Consider the following 15,760-nt stretch of genomic DNA (forward strand, 5'->3'; position numbering starts at 1 on the left):
GGGGGTAATGGATTATGGCTCGTCGCCGGCAACCTGAAGAACACGTCAATCACGAACGCTGGTTGGTGTCCTATGCGGACTTCATTACCCTGCTGTTTGCGTTCTTCGTGGTCATGTACTCGATCTCTTCGATCAACGAAGGCAAGTACAAGGTCATCTCGGAAGCGTTGATCGGCGTGTTCACCGACTCGGACCGTGCCCTCAAGCCGATCCCGATCGGTGAAGAGCGCCCGTTGACCGTGACGCCGGCCAAGCCGCTGGTCAAGGATGCCGAGCAGGTTGACGCCGGCATCTCCGGTGCCAGCGATCCGCTTAAAACCATTGCCGATGACATCAGCGCCGCGTTCGGCGACCTGATCAGCTCCAACCAGATGACCATTCGCGGCAACGAGTTGTGGGTCGAGATTGAACTCAATTCCAGCCTGTTGTTCGGCAGCGGCGACGCCATGCCCAGCGACATGGCCTTCAACATCATCGACAAGGTCGCGGCGATCCTCAAACCGTTCGACAACCCGATCCACGTCGAAGGCTTTACCGACGATCAGCCGATCCGCACCGCGCAGTACCCGACCAACTGGGAACTGTCCTCGGCCCGTTCGGCGAGCATTGTGCGCATGCTGGCGATGCAGGGTGTAAACCCCGGTCGCCTGGCGTCGGTGGGCTACGGTGAATTCCAGCCCGTGGCCAACAACGCCACCGCCGAAGGCCGTGCACGCAACCGTCGGGTGGTGCTGGTGGTTTCGCGCAATCTCGATGTCCGTCGCAGTCTCACGGGCACCGGAACCGCTAATGCGAAACCGGACGCCGCATTGAAGCGGGCTGGCACACAAACTGCACCGACCCCGGTCAAGTCGCCGGTACGAGAGAGCGCCGTCAATTCTCCGTCACCCGCATTAATACGTTGAGCTATTTCTCGGTCGACCTGATCGACCGGGAGGAACAATCCGAATGAGAGTCTGGGCAGTTGCCAATCAAAAGGGTGGTGTTGGTAAAACCACTTCCTCTATCGCTTTAGCCGGGTTGCTGGCCGAGGCGGGCAAGCGCGTGGTCATCGTCGATCTTGACCCGCATGGCTCGATGACCAGCTATTTCGGCTATGACCCCGACACCCTGGAGCACAGCTGCTACGACCTGTTCCTGCACAAGGGCAGCGTGCCCCAAGGCTTGCCCGGTCAGCTGTTGATGCCTACCAGTCACGAGAATATTTCCCTGTTGCCGTCGAGCACCGCGCTGGCGACCCTTGAGCGTCAGTCGCCGGGCCAGAGTGGCCTGGGCCTGGTGATCGCCAAGAGTCTGGCGCAATTGTGGCAAGACTTCGATTACGCGGTGATCGACAGCCCGCCGTTGCTCGGTGTGTTGATGGTCAACGCCCTGGCCGCGAGCCAGCAGTTAGTGATCCCGGTGCAGACCGAGCACCTGGCCGTCAAAGGCCTGGAACGCATGGTCAACACCCTGGCGATGATCAACCGCTCGCGCAAACAGGCGTTGCCGTTCAGCATCGTCCCGACCTTGTTCGACCGCCGCACCCAGGCCTCCCTCGGGACCCTGCGGGTGTTGCGCGACAAGTACCCGGAAGAAATCTGGCAAGGCTACATCCCGGTGGACACCCGCATGCGCGACGCGAGTCGGGCCGGTGTCACGCCTTCGCAGTTCGACGGCAAGAGCCGTGGCGTGCTTGCCTATCGGGCGCTGCTCAAGCACCTGCTGGCCGCACAACTCGTCCCGGCGGTGGCCTGATGAACCCAATTTCTGTAGGAGCGAGGCTTGCCCGCGAAGGCAGCACCACGGTCTCCACAGTTAAACCGCGTTATCGTTCTTCGCGGGCAAGCCTCGCTCCTACAGGGCGGTGTCGTTCATGAACAGGCCGGTGAAGGTCACTTCGCGTCCGCAACTGGCGCTCCAGTCTTATCTGGACAGCTTGCTGATGGAGGCGACGGAAGAGTTGCCGCCGGAAGTCGAGGCGGTGGCTGAAGTCATTGAAGTTGTCGAAGCGGTCGAGGTTGAGGCGGCGCTGGATGAGTTCCAGTTGGCGGTGCTCGAAGAACAGGCCCGTGATGCGCGCCCAACGGCTGCCGTCGCCGCGCCAGTGGTTGCGCCAGTTGTTGAGCAAGCACCCGTCAAGGTGATCGAAGCCCCGGCCCCGATCCTGGCGCCCGTCTCGACCATCGCGCCGCTGCTGCAAGCCTTGGTACCACCTGTCGTTGAAGTGCACCTGCCGCCAAGCAACACGCCGCCACCGGTGGAAACCGATGGCCGTCCGTCCTGGGCCGCCGAGCCGTTTGAATGCCTGTTGTTCGACGTCGCGGGGCTGACCCTGGCGGTGCCGCTGGTGTGCCTGGGTTCGATTTATTCCTTGACCGGCCACGAACTGACGCCGTTGTTCGGTCAGCCGGAATGGTTCCTCGGGATCCTGCCGAGCCAGGCCGGCAACCTCAAAGTGCTGGATACCGCGCGCTGGGTCATGCCGGACCGCTATCGCGATGACTTCCGCCAGGGCCTGCAATACGTTATTTCAGTGCAGGGCTATGAGTGGGGGCTGGCGGTGCATCAGGTCAGCCGTTCGTTGCGCCTGGACCCGAACGAAATCAAATGGAGAAGTCACCGAGGTCAGCGGCCATGGCTCGCCGGCACGGTGATTGAGCACATGTGTGCGTTGCTGGACGTTTCCGCCCTGGCCGAGTTGATCGCCAGCGGTGGGGCAAAACACATGAGCGGCAGCAAGCCGCTACACAAATCGACATAGCAGCCGACATAACAAGTAAGCGACGGCATTGTTGAATGCCGCCACACAGAACACACACCGCCAAGCGCGGTTTTTCGAGGGGTCAGGGTATGAGTAGTCACGCGACGAATGCAAAAGGTTCTGAAGATCCGATCCTGCAATGGGTCACCTTCAAACTGGACAATGAAACCTACGGCATCAACGTGATGCGCGTTCAGGAAGTCCTGCGTTACACCGAAATCGCCCCGGTCCCGGGTGCCCCGAGCTACGTGCTGGGCATCATCAACCTGCGCGGTAACGTGGTTACCGTGATCGACACCCGTCAGCGCTTCGGCCTGATGAATGCCGAAATCAGCGACAACACCCGCATCGTCATCATCGAAGCCGACAAGCAAGTGGTCGGGATCATGGTCGACAGCGTGGCCGAAGTGGTTTACCTGCGTCAGTCGGAAATCGAGACCGCGCCGAACGTCGGTAACGAAGAGTCCGCCAAGTTCATCCAGGGCGTGTGCAACAAGAACAACGAACTGCTGATTCTGGTCGAACTCGACAAGATGATGAGCGAAGAAGAATGGTCGGATCTGGAGAACATCTGATTGATTCTTGAGGTTGCTGTCATTGTCCTGTTCCTGTTTTGGGCAGGCACGCTGGCGATGTTCCTGTCGTACATCCGCAGCCAGCGCGTGATCGCGGCGCAACAGGCCGAGGGCGATGCGCTGCGCGATCAGCGCATCAAGGACCTGGCCAAGCGCGTCGACAACTACCAGAGCGGCAACGTGCGCATGGGTGAAGACCTGCACGAGCTGCGCGCGGTGGTCAGCCCGTTGCCGGACAAACTGGCCCAGCTGGAACAGCGCGACCCTTCAAGCCTGTCGTTCGCCCAGGCGGCGCGACTGGTCGGGATGGGCGCCACCGTCGATGAACTGACTCAGTCCTGCGGCTTGACCCAGGCTGAGGCGGAGTTGATGCGTAAGCTTCACAAGAACTGACTGTTGAAATCGTTCCCACGCTCCGCGTGGGAATGCCTCTTGGGACGCTCCGCGTTCCGCTCTTGAACGGTGACGCAGAGCGTCACGGGCTGCATGCCCACGCAGAGCGTGGGAATGATCAGTAGTCGTCGCCACGCTCGGTAACGTCCTTCTCCACCTGCGGCGCATTCGGATCCGGTCCTTGCGGAAATTTCCCCTCCCATTTGAGATCGTTCCCACGCTCCGCGTGGGAATGCCTCTCGGGACGCTCCGCGTTCCGCTCTTGAACGGTGACGCAGAGCGTCACGGGCTGCATGCCCACGCAGAGCGTGGGAACGATCAGTAGTCGTCGCCACGCTCGGTAACATCCTTCTCCACCTGCGGCGCATTCGGATCCTGCCCTTGCGGGAATTTCCCCTTCAGGTTCCACGCGAACGCAATGATCTCGGCAATCGTGCGGTACAACTCTTCCGGAATGCTGTCCCCCAACTCCATCTTCGCCAGCAGCCTTACCAGCTCCGGGTTTTCATAGATCGGCACTTCGCATTCGCGGGCGATTTTCAGAATCGCTTCGGCCAGTTCTTCGTCGCCCTTGGCGGTGAGGGTCGGGGCGTGGGTGCCGTCGTATTTGAGGGCGATGGCCTGGCGCGGGGTGTTGGGGTTTCTCATGCGGTTTCGTCGACCCAGCGTTGTTCGAGGCGGGTTTGTGCGCCTTGGGGGGGAGTGCCGAGGTGGCAATCGAGTTCGCCGACGTTGAGCCCGGAGGCCAGCAAGCGCTCGCGCAGTGCCGCCAGGTTGCTTTCGATCAGGCTCGCGGTGTACGGCCGTTCGGCCCAGAGTTGGCTGGACAGGCTGCCCTGGATCAACTGCGCCTGAACCTGCAACGGGCCCAGGGGCTCCATGTCGAACGCCAGCTCGACCCGCCACAGTTGTTGTTTCGGCTCCCGTTCTTCGCGCCGTTCGTTTTGCGCTTGTTTTTCCGGTGCTTCTTCGCGCTGGAACTTGACCTGCAACGGCACGATGTCCTGGAGGTTGCGCATCGGAATTTCCAGCTGCCAAGTGCTCATCAGCCGCCCATCGTCGGTGACGCCGGTTTGTTCCAGGCTCGACAGTTGATGGCTTTGCAGGCGCGAAATGGCAGCGGCCGCCAGACGCAACAGATGCTCCAGATCGCCTTCGCCATCCTGGCTTTGCAACAGCCGATCGGGCAGGGGGAAATGGGTGGGCAGCGGTTTGGCGCTGACCTGGCCGAGCATGCCCAGCGCACTGCGCACGAAGCTTGGCATGGCCTGGGCCAGGGTGTTGGCGGCGATGATCGCGGTGAGGTTGGTGTTGGCCGGGGCCAATTGCGCGATCAATTTCAGCAGATCGGCTTTCATGTCCGGGGCCAGCGCCGGGGTCTGGCCGGTCAGCAGTTTCGCTTCGAGGAACATACCGCTGTTGGCCAGCGCCAGGGCCAGGCCTTTTGGCGTGCTCAACTGCTGCACGTCCGGCAGCCCGGCGAGCAGTTTGTTCACGGCGGCTTGCAGGTCGGCGGAGGTATCGTCGGTCTGCGGCAGGTTCTGCAAGGCGCTGAGCAAGCCGTCCAGCGAACCCTGGCGGCTCTGCTGGGTGGTCAACTGCTGTGACACCGCCAACTGGTCCTGGCGATTGCTCAGTGGCAGGAACTTCAGGGTCTGCGTATCTTGGACCAACGCGCTCAACAGCGTGCCGATGCGCAGCGGCTGAGGACTGTCGATGGTCAGGGTGCTGCCGCTCAGGGCGGTGTTGAGCAAACTCACCAGCGAACGAAACACCGTGGGCTGGCCCGGCGTCTGCGGCAACACCTGGGACGTCAGCACTTTGCCTTGCAGCAAGGTGCCGACCGGCAGTTGCGCGGTGTCGATGCGGGTGAGGGTGGCGACGCTGGAAGCAATTGCCTGCTGCACCGTGATCGCCAGGTTGCTGGCGGACGGCTGGGTGATCGCGAGATTGGTGCCGGTGGGCAGCGGTTGCAGGCTGGTGGCCTGGACTGTGGTCTGGCGGCCGCTGTCGAGGGTGACTTTGAGCAACAGTTGAAAGGTCTGATCCGCCTGTTTCAGCGACAGCACCTCGGCGTTGGCGGTCTGGCCGGCACTGATCAGGCCCTCCATCGGCGTCAACAGTTTGAGCAAGTCGCCGCTGACCACCGGCGCACGTGCAACCGTCGGCGTGGTCGGAGGGGCTGGGAGGATGTTCATTTCGCCTGTCATACGCGGTCACAACCTTCGGAAAATGCGCTCTTTAGAGTAAGGCATGGCATGTATAATGCCGCCCGTCTTTCAGGGGACGGTGAAAACATTGCAATTGTTTTGACGCAGCTCTCTAAAACCGGCCGCCAATGCATCTATGCTGCATCTCTTTAGCGGCCGCGCCACTGCTGACTTGAACCGCCGACTGTAACGCCGACTTGTAATGTAAAGGCCCGTGATCTCTTGACCAGTCCAGTCCTTCAAACCGTCGACCTCGCCTGTGAGCGAGACCTTCGGCTGCTCTTCGAAAATCTCGAATTGAGACTGTCCAGTGGCGAAATGGTGCAGATCAGCGGCCCCAACGGCAGCGGCAAGACCAGTTTGCTGCGCCTGCTGTCCGGATTGATGCAACCGACGGCCGGTCAAGTGCTGCTCAACGGCCAGCCATTGAACGAGCAACGCAGCGAACTGGCGCGCAACCTGCTGTGGATCGGCCACGCCGCCGGGATCAAGGATTTGCTGACCCCGGAAGAAAACCTTAGCTGGCTCTGCGCCCTGCACCAACCGGCAAGCCACGAGGCGATCTGGCAAGCGCTGGCCGCTGTCGGGCTGCGCGGCTTCGAGGACGTTCCCTGTCACACCTTGTCCGCCGGCCAGCAACGCCGTGTGGCCCTGGCGCGCCTTTACCTCGACAGCCCGCCGCTGTGGATCCTCGACGAACCCTTCACTGCGCTCGATAAACAGGGCGTGGCGCAACTCGAAGAACACCTGGCCGGCCACTGTGAGCGGGGCGGCATGGTGATTCTGACCACCCACCACACCCTGAGTCGCACACCGGCCGGCTATCGCGACATTGATCTGGGGAACTGGGCCGTATGAGTGTTTTCGGCCTGTTGGTCGCCCGTGAGGCTCGCTTGCTGTTCCGCCGTCCGGCAGAGCTGGCCAATCCGCTGGTATTCTTCGCCATCGTGGTGTCGCTGTTCCCGTTGGCGGTCGGACCCGAGTCTCAATTGTTGCAAACCTTGTCTCCGGGACTGGTCTGGGTAGCAGCCCTTTTATCGGTCCTGCTCTCGCTGGACGGGCTCTTCCGCAGTGATTTCGAAGATGGATCCCTCGAACAGTGGGTCCTTTCGCCGCACCCCCTGGCTCTTCTGGTTTTGGCCAAGGTACTGGCACACTGGGCCTTCTCCGGCCTGGCACTGGTTTTGCTCGCACCACTGCTGGCGTTGATGCTCGGTTTGCCTGCCGCTTGTCTGCCGGTGTTGCTGCTTTCTTTATTGCTGGGTACACCGGTACTGAGCCTGCTCGGTGCGGTGGGCGCGGCCCTGACGGTCGGATTGAAGCGCGGTGGCCTGTTGCTGGCGTTGCTGATTCTGCCGCTGTACATCCCGGTGTTGATTCTTGGCAGTGGCGCCTTGCAGGCTGCGCTCCAAGGCATGCCGGCGACCGGTTATCTGCTGTGGCTTGGTAGCCTGACCGCCCTGGCGATAACGCTTACACCTTTTGCAATAGCTGCTGGCCTGAAGATCAGCGTCGGCGAATAATAATGAGGTCTGGTTGTTTTTTAACCGCTTTTTGTTAAAAAAAGTAGACCCTTGGCTCTTCAATAGAGAAGAGCACCCGTGATGGAAACAGTAATGAACTGGACCTGGTTTCATAAGCTCGGCTCACCCAAATGGTTTTACGGCATCAGTGGCAAACTGCTGCCGTGGCTGAGCGTCGCGGCGTTGCTGCTGATCAGCGTCGGTGTGGTCTGGGGCCTGGCGTTCGCGCCACCGGACTACCAGCAAGGCAACAGCTTTCGCATCATCTATATCCATGTTCCCGCCGCCATGCTGGCGCAGTCCTGCTACGTGATGCTGGCGGTGTGCGGCGTGGTCGGGCTGGTGTGGAAGATGAAACTGGCCGATGTCGCCCTGCAATGCGCGGCGCCCATCGGGGCCTGGATGACCGCCGTGGCGCTGGTCACCGGGGCGATCTGGGGCAAACCGACCTGGGGCTCGTGGTGGGTCTGGGATGCGCGACTAACGTCCATGCTGATCCTGCTGTTTCTGTACTTCGGTCTCATTGCGCTGGGCAACGCCATCAGCAATCGTGACAGCGCGGCCAAGGCCTGCGCGGTGCTGGCGATTGTCGGCGTGATCAATATCCCGATCATCAAATACTCGGTGGAGTGGTGGAACACCCTGCACCAGGGCGCGACCTTCACCCTCACCGAAAAACCGGCGATGCCCGCCGAGATGTGGCTGCCGCTGCTGCTGACGGTGCTGGGTTTCTACTGTTTCTTCGGCGCGGTGCTGTTGCTGCGCATGCGTCTTGAGGTGCTCAAGCGCGAAGCCCGGGCGAGCTGGGTGAAAGCCGAAGTACAGAACAGTCTGGAGGCCGCTCGATGAGTTTTGCTTCCTTCGGCGATTTCCTCGCCATGGGCCATCATGCCCTGTATGTCTGGTCGGCCTATGGCATCTGCCTGGCGGTGCTGGTCTTCAACGTGGCGGCGCCGATACTGGCCCGCAAGCGGTATCTGCAACAAGAGGCGCGTCGTTTGCGCCGGGAGAACGGCAAGTGAATCCGCTGCGCAAAAAGCGTCTTATCATCATTCTCGCGATCCTGGTCGGAGTCGGCGCCGCCGTCGGCCTGGCCCTGAGCGCCCTGCAGCAGAACATCAATCTGTTTTACACCCCGACCCAGATCGCCAACGGCGAAGCCCCGCAAGACACGCGCATCCGCGCCGGCGGCATGGTCGAGAAAGGTTCGCTGCAACGTTCCGGCGATTCTCTGGACGTGAAATTCATCGTCACCGACTTCAACAAATCCGTAACCATCAGCTATCGCGGCATCCTCCCGGACCTGTTCCGCGAAGGGCAGGGCATCGTGGCCCTGGGCAAACTCAACGCCGAGGGTGTGGTGGTGGCCGACGAAGTGCTGGCCAAGCACGATGAAAAGTACATGCCGCCCGAAGTGACCAAGGCCCTGAAAGACAGCGGTCAGTCGGCGCCTACCCAAGCCAAGGAGGGTTGATCGATGACCTCTGCAATCTTTATCCCCGAACTGGGCCAACTGGCCATGATCCTGGCGCTGTGTTTCGCGCTGGTTCAGGCCATCGTGCCGTTGATGGGCGCCTGGCGCGGCGACCGCTTGTGGATGAGCCTGGCTCAACCGGCGGCCTGGGGGCAGTTCGCGTTCCTGGTGTTCGCCTTCGGTTGCCTGACCTACGCCTTCATGACCGACGACTTCTCCGTCGCCTATGTGGCCAGCAACTCCAACAGCGCGTTGCCCTGGTACTACAAGTTCAGCGCGGTGTGGGGTGCTCACGAAGGATCGCTGCTGCTGTGGGCCTTGATCCTCGGTGGCTGGACCTTCGCGGTGTCGGTGTTCTCCCGGCAGTTGCCGCAAGTCATGCTCGCCCGGGTGCTGGCGGTGATGGGCATGATCAGCACCGGTTTCCTGTTGTTCCTGATCCTTACCTCGAACCCGTTCGCGCGGATCCTGCCGCAGATTCCGGCGGACGGTCGCGACCTTAACCCGTTGCTGCAAGACATCGGCCTGATCGTGCATCCGCCGATGCTGTACATGGGTTATGTCGGGTTCTCCGTGGCGTTTGCCTTCGCCATCGCTGCTCTGCTGGGCGGTCGTCTTGATGCGGCGTGGGCACGCTGGTCCCGTCCGTGGACCATCGTTGCCTGGGCCTTCCTCGGTATCGGCATCACGTTGGGTTCGTGGTGGGCCTATTACGAACTCGGCTGGGGCGGCTGGTGGTTCTGGGACCCGGTGGAAAACGCCTCCTTCATGCCTTGGCTGGTGGGTACGGCGCTGATTCACTCCCTGGCGGTCACGGAAAAACGTGGCGTGTTCAAGAGCTGGACCGTGTTGCTGGCCATCGCCGCGTTCTCGCTGAGCCTGCTCGGGACCTTCCTCGTGCGTTCCGGCGTGCTGACCTCGGTGCACGCGTTTGCCTCCGATCCTGAGCGCGGCGTGTTTATCCTGATCTTCCTGCTGTTTGTGGTCGGTGGTTCGCTGACGCTGTTCGCCCTGCGCGCGCCAGTGGTCAAGAGCCACGTCGGCTTCAACCTCTGGTCCCGGGAAACCCTGCTGCTGGGCAACAACCTGGTGCTGGTGGTGGCGGCGTCGATGATCCTGCTCGGCACCTTGTACCCGCTGATTCTTGATGCGATGACCGGCGCCAAGCTGTCGGTCGGCCCGCCGTACTTCAACGCGTTGTTCATTCCGTTGATGGCGTTGCTGATGGTGGTGATGGCGGTCGGCATGCTGGTGCGCTGGAAAGACACCCCGGTCAAATGGCTGGTGGGCATGTTGACCCCGGTCCTGCTCGGCAGCGCCGCGCTGGCCGTGGTGGCTGGCGTTGCCTACGGTGATTTCAACTGGGCGGTGATCGCCACATTCATGCTCGCGGCCTGGGTATTGCTGGCCGGCGTACGCGACATTCTCGACAAAACGCGTCACAAAGGCCTGATCAAAGGCTTGCCGACCCTGACCCGCAGCTACTGGGGCATGCAAGTTGCTCACCTCGGCATCGCCGTGTGTGCGCTGGGTGTCGTGTTGTCGAGCCAGAACAGTGCCGAGCGCGACTTGCGCCTGGCGCCGGGCGAGTCCATGGACCTGGCCGGTTACCACTTCATTTTCGAAGGCGCCAAGCACTTCGAAGGGCCGAACTTCACCTCCGATAAGGGCACCGTCCGCGTGATCCGCGATGGCAAGGAAGTCAGCGTGCTGCACCCGGAAAAACGCCTGTACACCGTGCAAAACTCGGTGATGACCGAAGCCGGGATCGACGCCGGTTTCACCCGTGACCTCTACGTCGCCCTCGGTGAACCCCTGGGCGATGGCGCCTGGGCCGTGCGCGTGCACGTCAAACCGTTCGTGCGCTGGATCTGGTTCGGCGGCCTGCTTACAGGTTTCGGCGGGTTGCTGGCGGCGCTGGATCGCCGTTATCGGGTCAAGGTGAAAAGCCGCGTGCGTGAAGCACTCGGTATGACGGGAGCCACTGCATGAGACGTTGGTTGATGCTGCTGCCCCTGGCGATTTTCCTGGTGGTGGCTGTTTTCCTGTATCGCGGTCTGTACCTGGACCCCGCCGAGTTGCCCTCGGCGATGATCAACAAGCCGTTCCCGGAGTTTTCCCTGCCGGCAGTGCAGGGCGACAAGACCTTGACCAAGGCCGATATCCTCGGCAAACCGGCGCTGGTCAACGTGTGGGGCACCTGGTGCATTTCCTGCCGGGTCGAGCACCCGGTGTTGAACAAGCTGGCGGAGAAGGGCGTGGTGATCTACGGCATCAACTACAAGGACGTCAACGCCGACGCCTTGAAGTGGCTGACGGAATTCCACAACCCGTACCAACTGGACATCCGCGACGACGAAGGCACCCTGGGCCTGAACCTCGGCGTGTACGGTGCTCCGGAAACTTTCTTTATCGACGCCAAGGGCATCATCCGCGACAAGTACGTCGGCGTGATCGACGAACAGGTCTGGCGCGAAAAACTGGCGGCCAAGTATCAGGCGCTGGTCGACGAGGCCAAGCCATGAAGCGCTGGATCGCCGCCGCTGTACTGGGCTTGAGCATGGCTGGCGTGGCGCACGCGGCCATCGACACCTACGAGTTCGCCAAAGAAGGCGACCGTGAGCGTTTCCGTGAGCTGACCAAAGAGCTGCGTTGCCCCAAGTGCCAGAATCAGGACATCGCCGATTCCAACGCTCCGATTGCCGCTGACTTGCGCAAAGAGATTTTCCGCATGCTCGGCGAGGGCAAGGACAACCAGCAGATCATCGACTTCATGGTCGATCGCTACGGTGATTTCGTGCGCTACAAACCCGCTCTGAACGCCAAGACCGCTCTGCTCTGGTTCGGCCCCGCCGGCCTGCTGCTGGGCGGTTTCGTGGTCATCGCCGTGATCGTCCGCCGTCGTCGCGTGCAACGCGCTGACACCCCGGACACGCTTTCCGCCGAGGAGCGTCAGCGCCTCGACCACCTGTTGGATAAAAACCAAGAATGATTGATTTCTGGCTCGCTGCAGGTCTGCTACTTCTGGTTGCCCTGAGTTTTCTGTTGATCCCGGTTCTACGGGGCCGTCGTGCCCAGCTTGAAGAGGATCGTACGGCCCTTAACGTCGCGCTTTACCAAGAGCGCGTGGCTGAGTTGCAGACTCAGCAGGAAGAGGGCGTGCTCAACGCCGCGCAAATGGACACTGGCCGCGCCGAAGCGGCCCGCGAGTTGCTGGCGGACACCGAAGGTGTTGCCGCGCCGCGCGTGTCTCGTCTGGGTAAAGCGTTTCCGTTGTTGGCGGCGATCCTCGTTCCTGTGTTGGGCCTTGGCCTGTACCTGCACTTCGGGGCCAGTGACAAGGTCGAGCTGACCCGGGAATTCGCCCAGGCGCCGCAGTCGATGGAAGAAATGACCCGTCGCCTGGAACGTGCGGTGGCCGCTCAGCCGGATTCGGCGGAAGGCTTGTACTTCCTCGGTCGCACCTACATGGCTCAGGATCGCCCGGCGGACGCAGCGAAAATCTTCGAACGCACGGTGAACCTCGCCGGTCGTCAGCCGGAACTGCTCGGCCAATGGGCCCAGGCCCAGTACTTCGCCGATGGCAAGAAATGGTCAGACAAGATCCAGGCCCTGACCGATGAAGCGCTGAAAGCTGATCCGAAAGAAGTCACCAGCCTTGGCCTGCTCGGCATCGCCGCGTTTGAGGCCCAGCGCTATCAGGACGCCATCGACTACTGGAATCGCCTGCTGGCGCAACTGCCGCCGGACGACAACTCCCGTGGCGCGTTGCAAGGCGGGATCGCCCGGGCCACCGAGAAACTTGAGGCCAGCGGCGGCAAAGTGGCCCAAGTGCCGGTCACCAAAGGCGCGTTGCTCAAGGTGCGTGTCGATCTCGCGGCGGACCTGAAAGCCAAGGTGCAACCGGGTGACAGCGTATTCATCTTCGCCCGCGCCACCTCCGGCCCACCGGCACCGCTGGCGGCCAAGCGCCTGACCGTGGCCGACCTGCCGGCCACCGTTGAGCTGGGTGATGCCGACGCGATGATGCCGCAGTTGAAACTGTCGAACTTCCCTGAAGTCCAACTGGTTGCACGCATCTCCCGCGCCGGCCAACCGACCGCCGGCGAGTGGATCGGTCGCAGCCAGCCGCTGGCCAGCAGCACCACTGCGCAGCAGCACGTGACCATCGACAGCCCGGATAAATAACAGGAACCACCGCCATGACCGCCATCGCTCGTATCACCCTGCTCAGTCTCGTCCTGGGGTTAAGCGCTTGTGCGGTCCATCGGCCCCCTCAGCAGACGTTGCCGCCGATCCCGCCGTCGCAACCCCGCCCGACGCCGTCACCGACACCCACGCCGAGCAAACCGAGCATCCCGGCCAAACCCGCCAAGCCGCTGCCCCGCACCTCCGCCAGCTTCGCCCCGCCACCGGGGGGCAACAGCCATTGGGATGCGAAGATGGGCGTCTACGTCCTCGACGACCAACCCAACACCTTCTACCGCCAGCGCACCTACTACCGCTGGAACAACGGCTGGAGCCGCTCGATCAGCCCGAACGGGCCGTGGGAAGACACCGACATCCATGGCGTGCCGGGTGGGTTGGGACGGCAATTCGGGCAGTAATCAGAAAACGGCGATCTTTGGATCGCCGTTTTGCTGTCTGGCGTTTGAAAAGATCGCAGGCTTCGCCAGCTCCTACGGGACCGCGCACGACGATGATCTGCCGGTGTACTCGGCTTTTGCAGGAGCTGGCGAAGGCTGCGATCTTTTGATCATGCTTAAAGAATGGCGCGGTAATCAGTCAGCGCTTCAACCGAGCGGACCAAACCTTGGCGTAACAGAAGGTCAAGGTACGTTCCGACATCCATCTGCGGCATCTTGAGCTGCTTGCGTTGTCGTTGTGCCGCGCAGACAACCGCTGCCGGGTCTAGATCAAACAGGTCATCGACGAACTCGTCAGGATGCTGTGCCTCCAGACCAAAAGGCTCCAGCAATGTGCATGGGAAGTCTTTCTTGTTAAAAGTCACGATAACGCTGGCATTGCAGCGAATGGCCGCCGCCAGCACATGGCGGTCATTCATGTCTGGCAGCATTAACCCTTCAACGAGGTTTTCGTAACCCGTGACACAGGCGTCGGGGATGGCGTGATCCATCAGTTCGGAGGTTCGATCCAGTTGTTCGGCTGTCAGGTCTGGACGGTTCTTCAGCAGATTTCGTTTCCATTCGTTGTGTCTCTCCAATGACCACCGCGCCTGGAAACGTCCTGATAGCGCGAGCCACATCAGGAAATCTCTCAAAGGGGCAGGGTACAAAACACATGCGTCATATACAGCGGTAAACGGGGAGTGCCTCACTCGTATCCTGTCCTTAACGCTTGTGCTTGCTCGGCGAGAAGCGTCATTGCCTGCTCGCTGGCGGTGTCGCGCCGATCTTTATATTCCATCAAATCGGCAAAGCGCACACGTCGGTGCTTGCCTGTTTTGTGGTAGGACAACTCGCCGGATTCCAGCAGTTTAATGAGGTGCGGGCGTGAGACATTGAGCAGGTCCGCCGCTTCCTGGGTGGTCAGTTCGGCGTGCACCGGGACGACTTTGACGGCATTGCCTTCTGCCAATGCCGCCAGGATATCGACCAGCAAGCGCAGTGCCGACGTGGGAAGTTCGACGCTGTGGGCCTCGTTCTGCTCGTCGAAAATCTGGATGCGCTGGGTTTCGAATTGAGTGGCGAGGTAGGCGGTGAGGGCGCGCTGGCCTTCGATAGCAGCCTGGACTTCGCGCGCCATGGGCAGGTTGATCGGGGGATGGATGACTAAAGACATGATGGTTTCCAACATTCAAAGTAGCGATGTTGGAGAGGCTATTCGAATCAAACGAAAATCGCAACAAACGAAACTGGAGTCTTGTTTAAGACTCTTTTGCCATCAACGCCTGAACGTAATCAGCAAACGCCCGAGCCTTGGCACTGGCCATTCTCCCCGTCGGAAACACCGCCCACAGGTCCTGATTCGGCAAGGTCCAATCGCTCATCACTTCCACGACTGCACCACTGGCGAGTTCCGGCGCAAACATCCACTCGGACGCCATGGTCAGCCCCAGATGAGCCAGCACTGATTCACGCAGGCCTTCGGCGGCGTTGACGCGGATGCGGCCGCTGATGATCACCGGGTGTTCTTCGCCAGACTTCTGAAACTGCCAATTTGCACCGCCACCCAGGGTGTACACCACGGCCTGATGTTTGCTCAGGTCGGCAGGGCAGGCCGGTTTGCCGTGTTGTTCGAAGTACTGCGGTGTGCCCACCACAACACGCCGGCATTGAGCAATCTTGCGCGCGGTGAGGCCGGAGTCGATCAAGGTGCCCATGCGCAGGGCAATGTCGACGCCTTCCTCCACCAGGTTGATGTTGCGGTCGTCGAGCATCAGGTCGATGTTCAGTTCCGGGTTCTGCTCCAGGAACGGCCCCAGCTGCGGCACGATGTGCTGGCGGCCGAAGGTCACGGCGGCGCAGATCCGCAGGTTGCCGGTGAGGCCGCCGGCGGCACCGCGGGCCGCGTTGTCAGCCTCGTCGGCTTCTTCGATGGCGCGTTTGGCCCGGTCGAAGAAAGCCAACCCGGCTTCAGTCGGGGTCAGGCCACGGGTCGAGCGTAATAACAGGCGCACGGCGAGCCGGGTTTCCAGTTGCGCGATGGTTTTCGACACGGCGGGCTGGCCGATATTCAGACGCCGGGCCGCTGCGGAAAACGAACCGGTTTCCACCACATAGACGAAGGTTTCCATTGCGCCGAGGCGATCCATCTTGAGTCCTTGTGCAAATGTGGTGACTTGCCGAGATCCCCCTGTGGGAGCGGGCTTGCTCGCGAAA

Annotated in this window: 20 protein-coding genes and 1 pseudogene; 15 read left to right on the plus strand and 6 right to left on the minus strand. The window is 61.5% G+C overall.

The window, feature by feature from the left end; translation table 11 throughout:
* The first annotated feature begins 11 nt into the window (after positions 1-11).
* From motD to ACY4LX_RS09645, 5 genes are all read left to right on the plus strand, one after another.
* Complete coding sequence (gene motD / locus ACY4LX_RS09625; protein WP_463260577.1) at positions 12-905, plus strand: flagellar motor protein MotD; 894 nt, start codon at positions 12-14, stop codon at positions 903-905.
* Between the two features lie 43 nt (positions 906-948).
* Positions 949-1,737: a ParA family protein gene (locus ACY4LX_RS09630; protein WP_133839117.1), complete on the plus strand. Its 789-nt coding sequence runs from the start codon at positions 949-951 to the stop codon at positions 1,735-1,737.
* Between the two features lie 118 nt (positions 1,738-1,855).
* The gene (locus ACY4LX_RS09635) at positions 1,856-2,743 is read left to right on the plus strand and encodes a CheW domain-containing protein (protein ID WP_149657008.1); all 888 of its coding nucleotides are present in this window, start codon (positions 1,856-1,858) and stop codon (positions 2,741-2,743) included.
* An 89-nt stretch (positions 2,744-2,832) separates the two neighbouring features.
* A complete protein-coding gene (locus tag ACY4LX_RS09640) occupies positions 2,833-3,318 on the plus strand; it encodes a chemotaxis protein CheW (protein WP_149657007.1) in 486 nt (161 codons plus the stop codon).
* Entirely contained in the window at positions 3,319-3,711 is a 393-nt protein-coding gene (locus tag ACY4LX_RS09645) for a DUF2802 domain-containing protein (RefSeq protein ID WP_123509158.1), read from the plus strand.
* A gap of 118 nt (positions 3,712-3,829) precedes the next feature.
* Here ACY4LX_RS09645 and ACY4LX_RS09650 read toward each other — a convergent pair.
* The 3 genes and pseudogenes from ACY4LX_RS09650 to fliK form a co-directional block, all read right to left on the minus strand.
* Positions 3,830-3,910: pseudogene (locus ACY4LX_RS09650) on the minus strand (EscU/YscU/HrcU family type III secretion system export apparatus switch protein); the annotation flags it as partial.
* A gap of 119 nt (positions 3,911-4,029) precedes the next feature.
* Entirely contained in the window at positions 4,030-4,359 is a 330-nt protein-coding gene (locus ACY4LX_RS09655; RefSeq protein WP_348133895.1) for an EscU/YscU/HrcU family type III secretion system export apparatus switch protein, read from the minus strand.
* Positions 4,356-5,921: a flagellar hook-length control protein FliK gene (gene fliK, locus ACY4LX_RS09660; protein ID WP_463259770.1), complete on the minus strand. Its 1,566-nt coding sequence runs from the start codon at positions 5,919-5,921 to the stop codon at positions 4,356-4,358. Before fliK ends, ACY4LX_RS09655 begins: the two co-directional genes overlap by 4 nt.
* A 222-nt stretch (positions 5,922-6,143) precedes the next feature.
* Here fliK and ccmA point away from each other — a divergent pair, with 222 nt between their 5' ends.
* From ccmA to ACY4LX_RS09710, 10 genes are all read left to right on the plus strand, one after another.
* Positions 6,144-6,779 (plus strand): cytochrome c biogenesis heme-transporting ATPase CcmA, encoded by a 636-nt coding sequence (gene ccmA, locus ACY4LX_RS09665; protein ID WP_149657004.1) that lies wholly within the window; start codon positions 6,144-6,146, stop codon positions 6,777-6,779.
* A complete protein-coding gene (gene ccmB, locus ACY4LX_RS09670) occupies positions 6,776-7,444 on the plus strand; it encodes a heme exporter protein CcmB (protein ID WP_007980754.1) in 669 nt (222 codons plus the stop codon). Before ccmA ends, ccmB begins: the two co-directional genes overlap by 4 nt.
* Before the next feature lie 93 nt (positions 7,445-7,537).
* Positions 7,538-8,293: a heme ABC transporter permease gene (locus ACY4LX_RS09675; protein WP_133839105.1), complete on the plus strand. Its 756-nt coding sequence runs from the start codon at positions 7,538-7,540 to the stop codon at positions 8,291-8,293.
* On the plus strand, positions 8,290-8,466 hold the full coding sequence (gene ccmD, locus ACY4LX_RS09680; RefSeq protein WP_463259771.1) for a heme exporter protein CcmD: 177 nt from the start codon (positions 8,290-8,292) through the stop codon (positions 8,464-8,466). Before ACY4LX_RS09675 ends, ccmD begins: the two co-directional genes overlap by 4 nt.
* Positions 8,463-8,918: a cytochrome c maturation protein CcmE gene (gene ccmE, locus ACY4LX_RS09685; RefSeq protein ID WP_123510460.1), complete on the plus strand. Its 456-nt coding sequence runs from the start codon at positions 8,463-8,465 to the stop codon at positions 8,916-8,918. Before ccmD ends, ccmE begins: the two co-directional genes overlap by 4 nt.
* 3 nt (positions 8,919-8,921) lie before the next feature.
* Complete coding sequence (locus ACY4LX_RS09690) at positions 8,922-10,910, plus strand: heme lyase CcmF/NrfE family subunit (RefSeq protein ID WP_149657002.1); 1,989 nt, start codon at positions 8,922-8,924, stop codon at positions 10,908-10,910.
* Positions 10,907-11,443 (plus strand): DsbE family thiol:disulfide interchange protein, encoded by a 537-nt coding sequence (locus ACY4LX_RS09695; protein ID WP_149657001.1) that lies wholly within the window; start codon positions 10,907-10,909, stop codon positions 11,441-11,443. The genes ACY4LX_RS09690 and ACY4LX_RS09695 overlap by 4 nt, the downstream gene beginning before the upstream one ends.
* A complete protein-coding gene (locus ACY4LX_RS09700; protein WP_149657000.1) occupies positions 11,440-11,910 on the plus strand; it encodes a cytochrome c-type biogenesis protein in 471 nt (156 codons plus the stop codon). The genes ACY4LX_RS09695 and ACY4LX_RS09700 overlap by 4 nt, the downstream gene beginning before the upstream one ends.
* The gene (ccmI, locus tag ACY4LX_RS09705; RefSeq protein ID WP_463259772.1) at positions 11,907-13,106 is read left to right on the plus strand and encodes a c-type cytochrome biogenesis protein CcmI; all 1,200 of its coding nucleotides are present in this window, start codon (positions 11,907-11,909) and stop codon (positions 13,104-13,106) included. The genes ACY4LX_RS09700 and ccmI overlap by 4 nt, the downstream gene beginning before the upstream one ends.
* 14 nt (positions 13,107-13,120) lie before the next feature.
* Entirely contained in the window at positions 13,121-13,525 is a 405-nt protein-coding gene (locus ACY4LX_RS09710; protein ID WP_463259773.1) for a hypothetical protein, read from the plus strand.
* A 155-nt stretch (positions 13,526-13,680) separates the two neighbouring features.
* Here ACY4LX_RS09710 and ACY4LX_RS09715 read toward each other — a convergent pair whose 3' ends face one another.
* From ACY4LX_RS09715 to ACY4LX_RS09725, 3 genes are all read right to left on the minus strand, one after another.
* Positions 13,681-14,256 (minus strand): PIN domain-containing protein, encoded by a 576-nt coding sequence (locus ACY4LX_RS09715; protein ID WP_463259774.1) that lies wholly within the window; start codon positions 14,254-14,256, stop codon positions 13,681-13,683.
* The gene (locus ACY4LX_RS09720) at positions 14,253-14,720 is read right to left on the minus strand and encodes a helix-turn-helix domain-containing protein (RefSeq protein ID WP_463259775.1); all 468 of its coding nucleotides are present in this window, start codon (positions 14,718-14,720) and stop codon (positions 14,253-14,255) included. Before ACY4LX_RS09720 ends, ACY4LX_RS09715 begins: the two co-directional genes overlap by 4 nt.
* An 85-nt stretch (positions 14,721-14,805) precedes the next feature.
* On the minus strand, positions 14,806-15,693 hold the full coding sequence (locus ACY4LX_RS09725; RefSeq protein ID WP_463259776.1) for a LysR family transcriptional regulator: 888 nt from the start codon (positions 15,691-15,693) through the stop codon (positions 14,806-14,808).
* Positions 15,694-15,760: the final 67 nt, after the last annotated feature.

Source organism: Pseudomonas sp. Emmai (assembly GCF_055179735.1).

Excerpts from the sequence above, each read along its gene's own strand:
- ACY4LX_RS09630 (WP_133839117.1), top strand. The coding sequence starts at position 949 with ATGAGAGTCTGGGCAGTTGCCAATCAAAAGGGTGGTGTTGGTAAAACC.
- ACY4LX_RS09635 (WP_149657008.1), top strand. The coding sequence starts at position 1,856 with ATGAACAGGCCGGTGAAGGTCACTTCGCGTCCGCAACTGGCGCTCCAG.
- ACY4LX_RS09640 (WP_149657007.1), top strand. The coding sequence starts at position 2,833 with ATGAGTAGTCACGCGACGAATGCAAAAGGTTCTGAAGATCCGATCCTG.
- ACY4LX_RS09655 (WP_348133895.1), bottom strand. The coding sequence starts at position 4,359 with ATGAGAAACCCCAACACCCCGCGCCAGGCCATCGCCCTCAAATACGAC.
- fliK (WP_463259770.1), bottom strand. The coding sequence starts at position 5,921 with ATGACAGGCGAAATGAACATCCTCCCAGCCCCTCCGACCACGCCGACG.
- ccmB (WP_007980754.1), top strand. The coding sequence starts at position 6,776 with ATGAGTGTTTTCGGCCTGTTGGTCGCCCGTGAGGCTCGCTTGCTGTTC.
- ACY4LX_RS09675 (WP_133839105.1), top strand. The coding sequence starts at position 7,538 with ATGAACTGGACCTGGTTTCATAAGCTCGGCTCACCCAAATGGTTTTAC.
- ccmD (WP_463259771.1), top strand. The coding sequence starts at position 8,290 with ATGAGTTTTGCTTCCTTCGGCGATTTCCTCGCCATGGGCCATCATGCC.
- ACY4LX_RS09690 (WP_149657002.1), top strand. The coding sequence starts at position 8,922 with ATGACCTCTGCAATCTTTATCCCCGAACTGGGCCAACTGGCCATGATC.
- ACY4LX_RS09695 (WP_149657001.1), top strand. The coding sequence starts at position 10,907 with ATGAGACGTTGGTTGATGCTGCTGCCCCTGGCGATTTTCCTGGTGGTG.
- ACY4LX_RS09700 (WP_149657000.1), top strand. The coding sequence starts at position 11,440 with ATGAAGCGCTGGATCGCCGCCGCTGTACTGGGCTTGAGCATGGCTGGC.
- ccmI (WP_463259772.1), top strand. The coding sequence starts at position 11,907 with ATGATTGATTTCTGGCTCGCTGCAGGTCTGCTACTTCTGGTTGCCCTG.
- ACY4LX_RS09710 (WP_463259773.1), top strand. The coding sequence starts at position 13,121 with ATGACCGCCATCGCTCGTATCACCCTGCTCAGTCTCGTCCTGGGGTTA.
- ACY4LX_RS09720 (WP_463259775.1), bottom strand. The coding sequence starts at position 14,720 with ATGTCTTTAGTCATCCATCCCCCGATCAACCTGCCCATGGCGCGCGAA.
- ACY4LX_RS09725 (WP_463259776.1), bottom strand. The coding sequence starts at position 15,693 with ATGGATCGCCTCGGCGCAATGGAAACCTTCGTCTATGTGGTGGAAACC.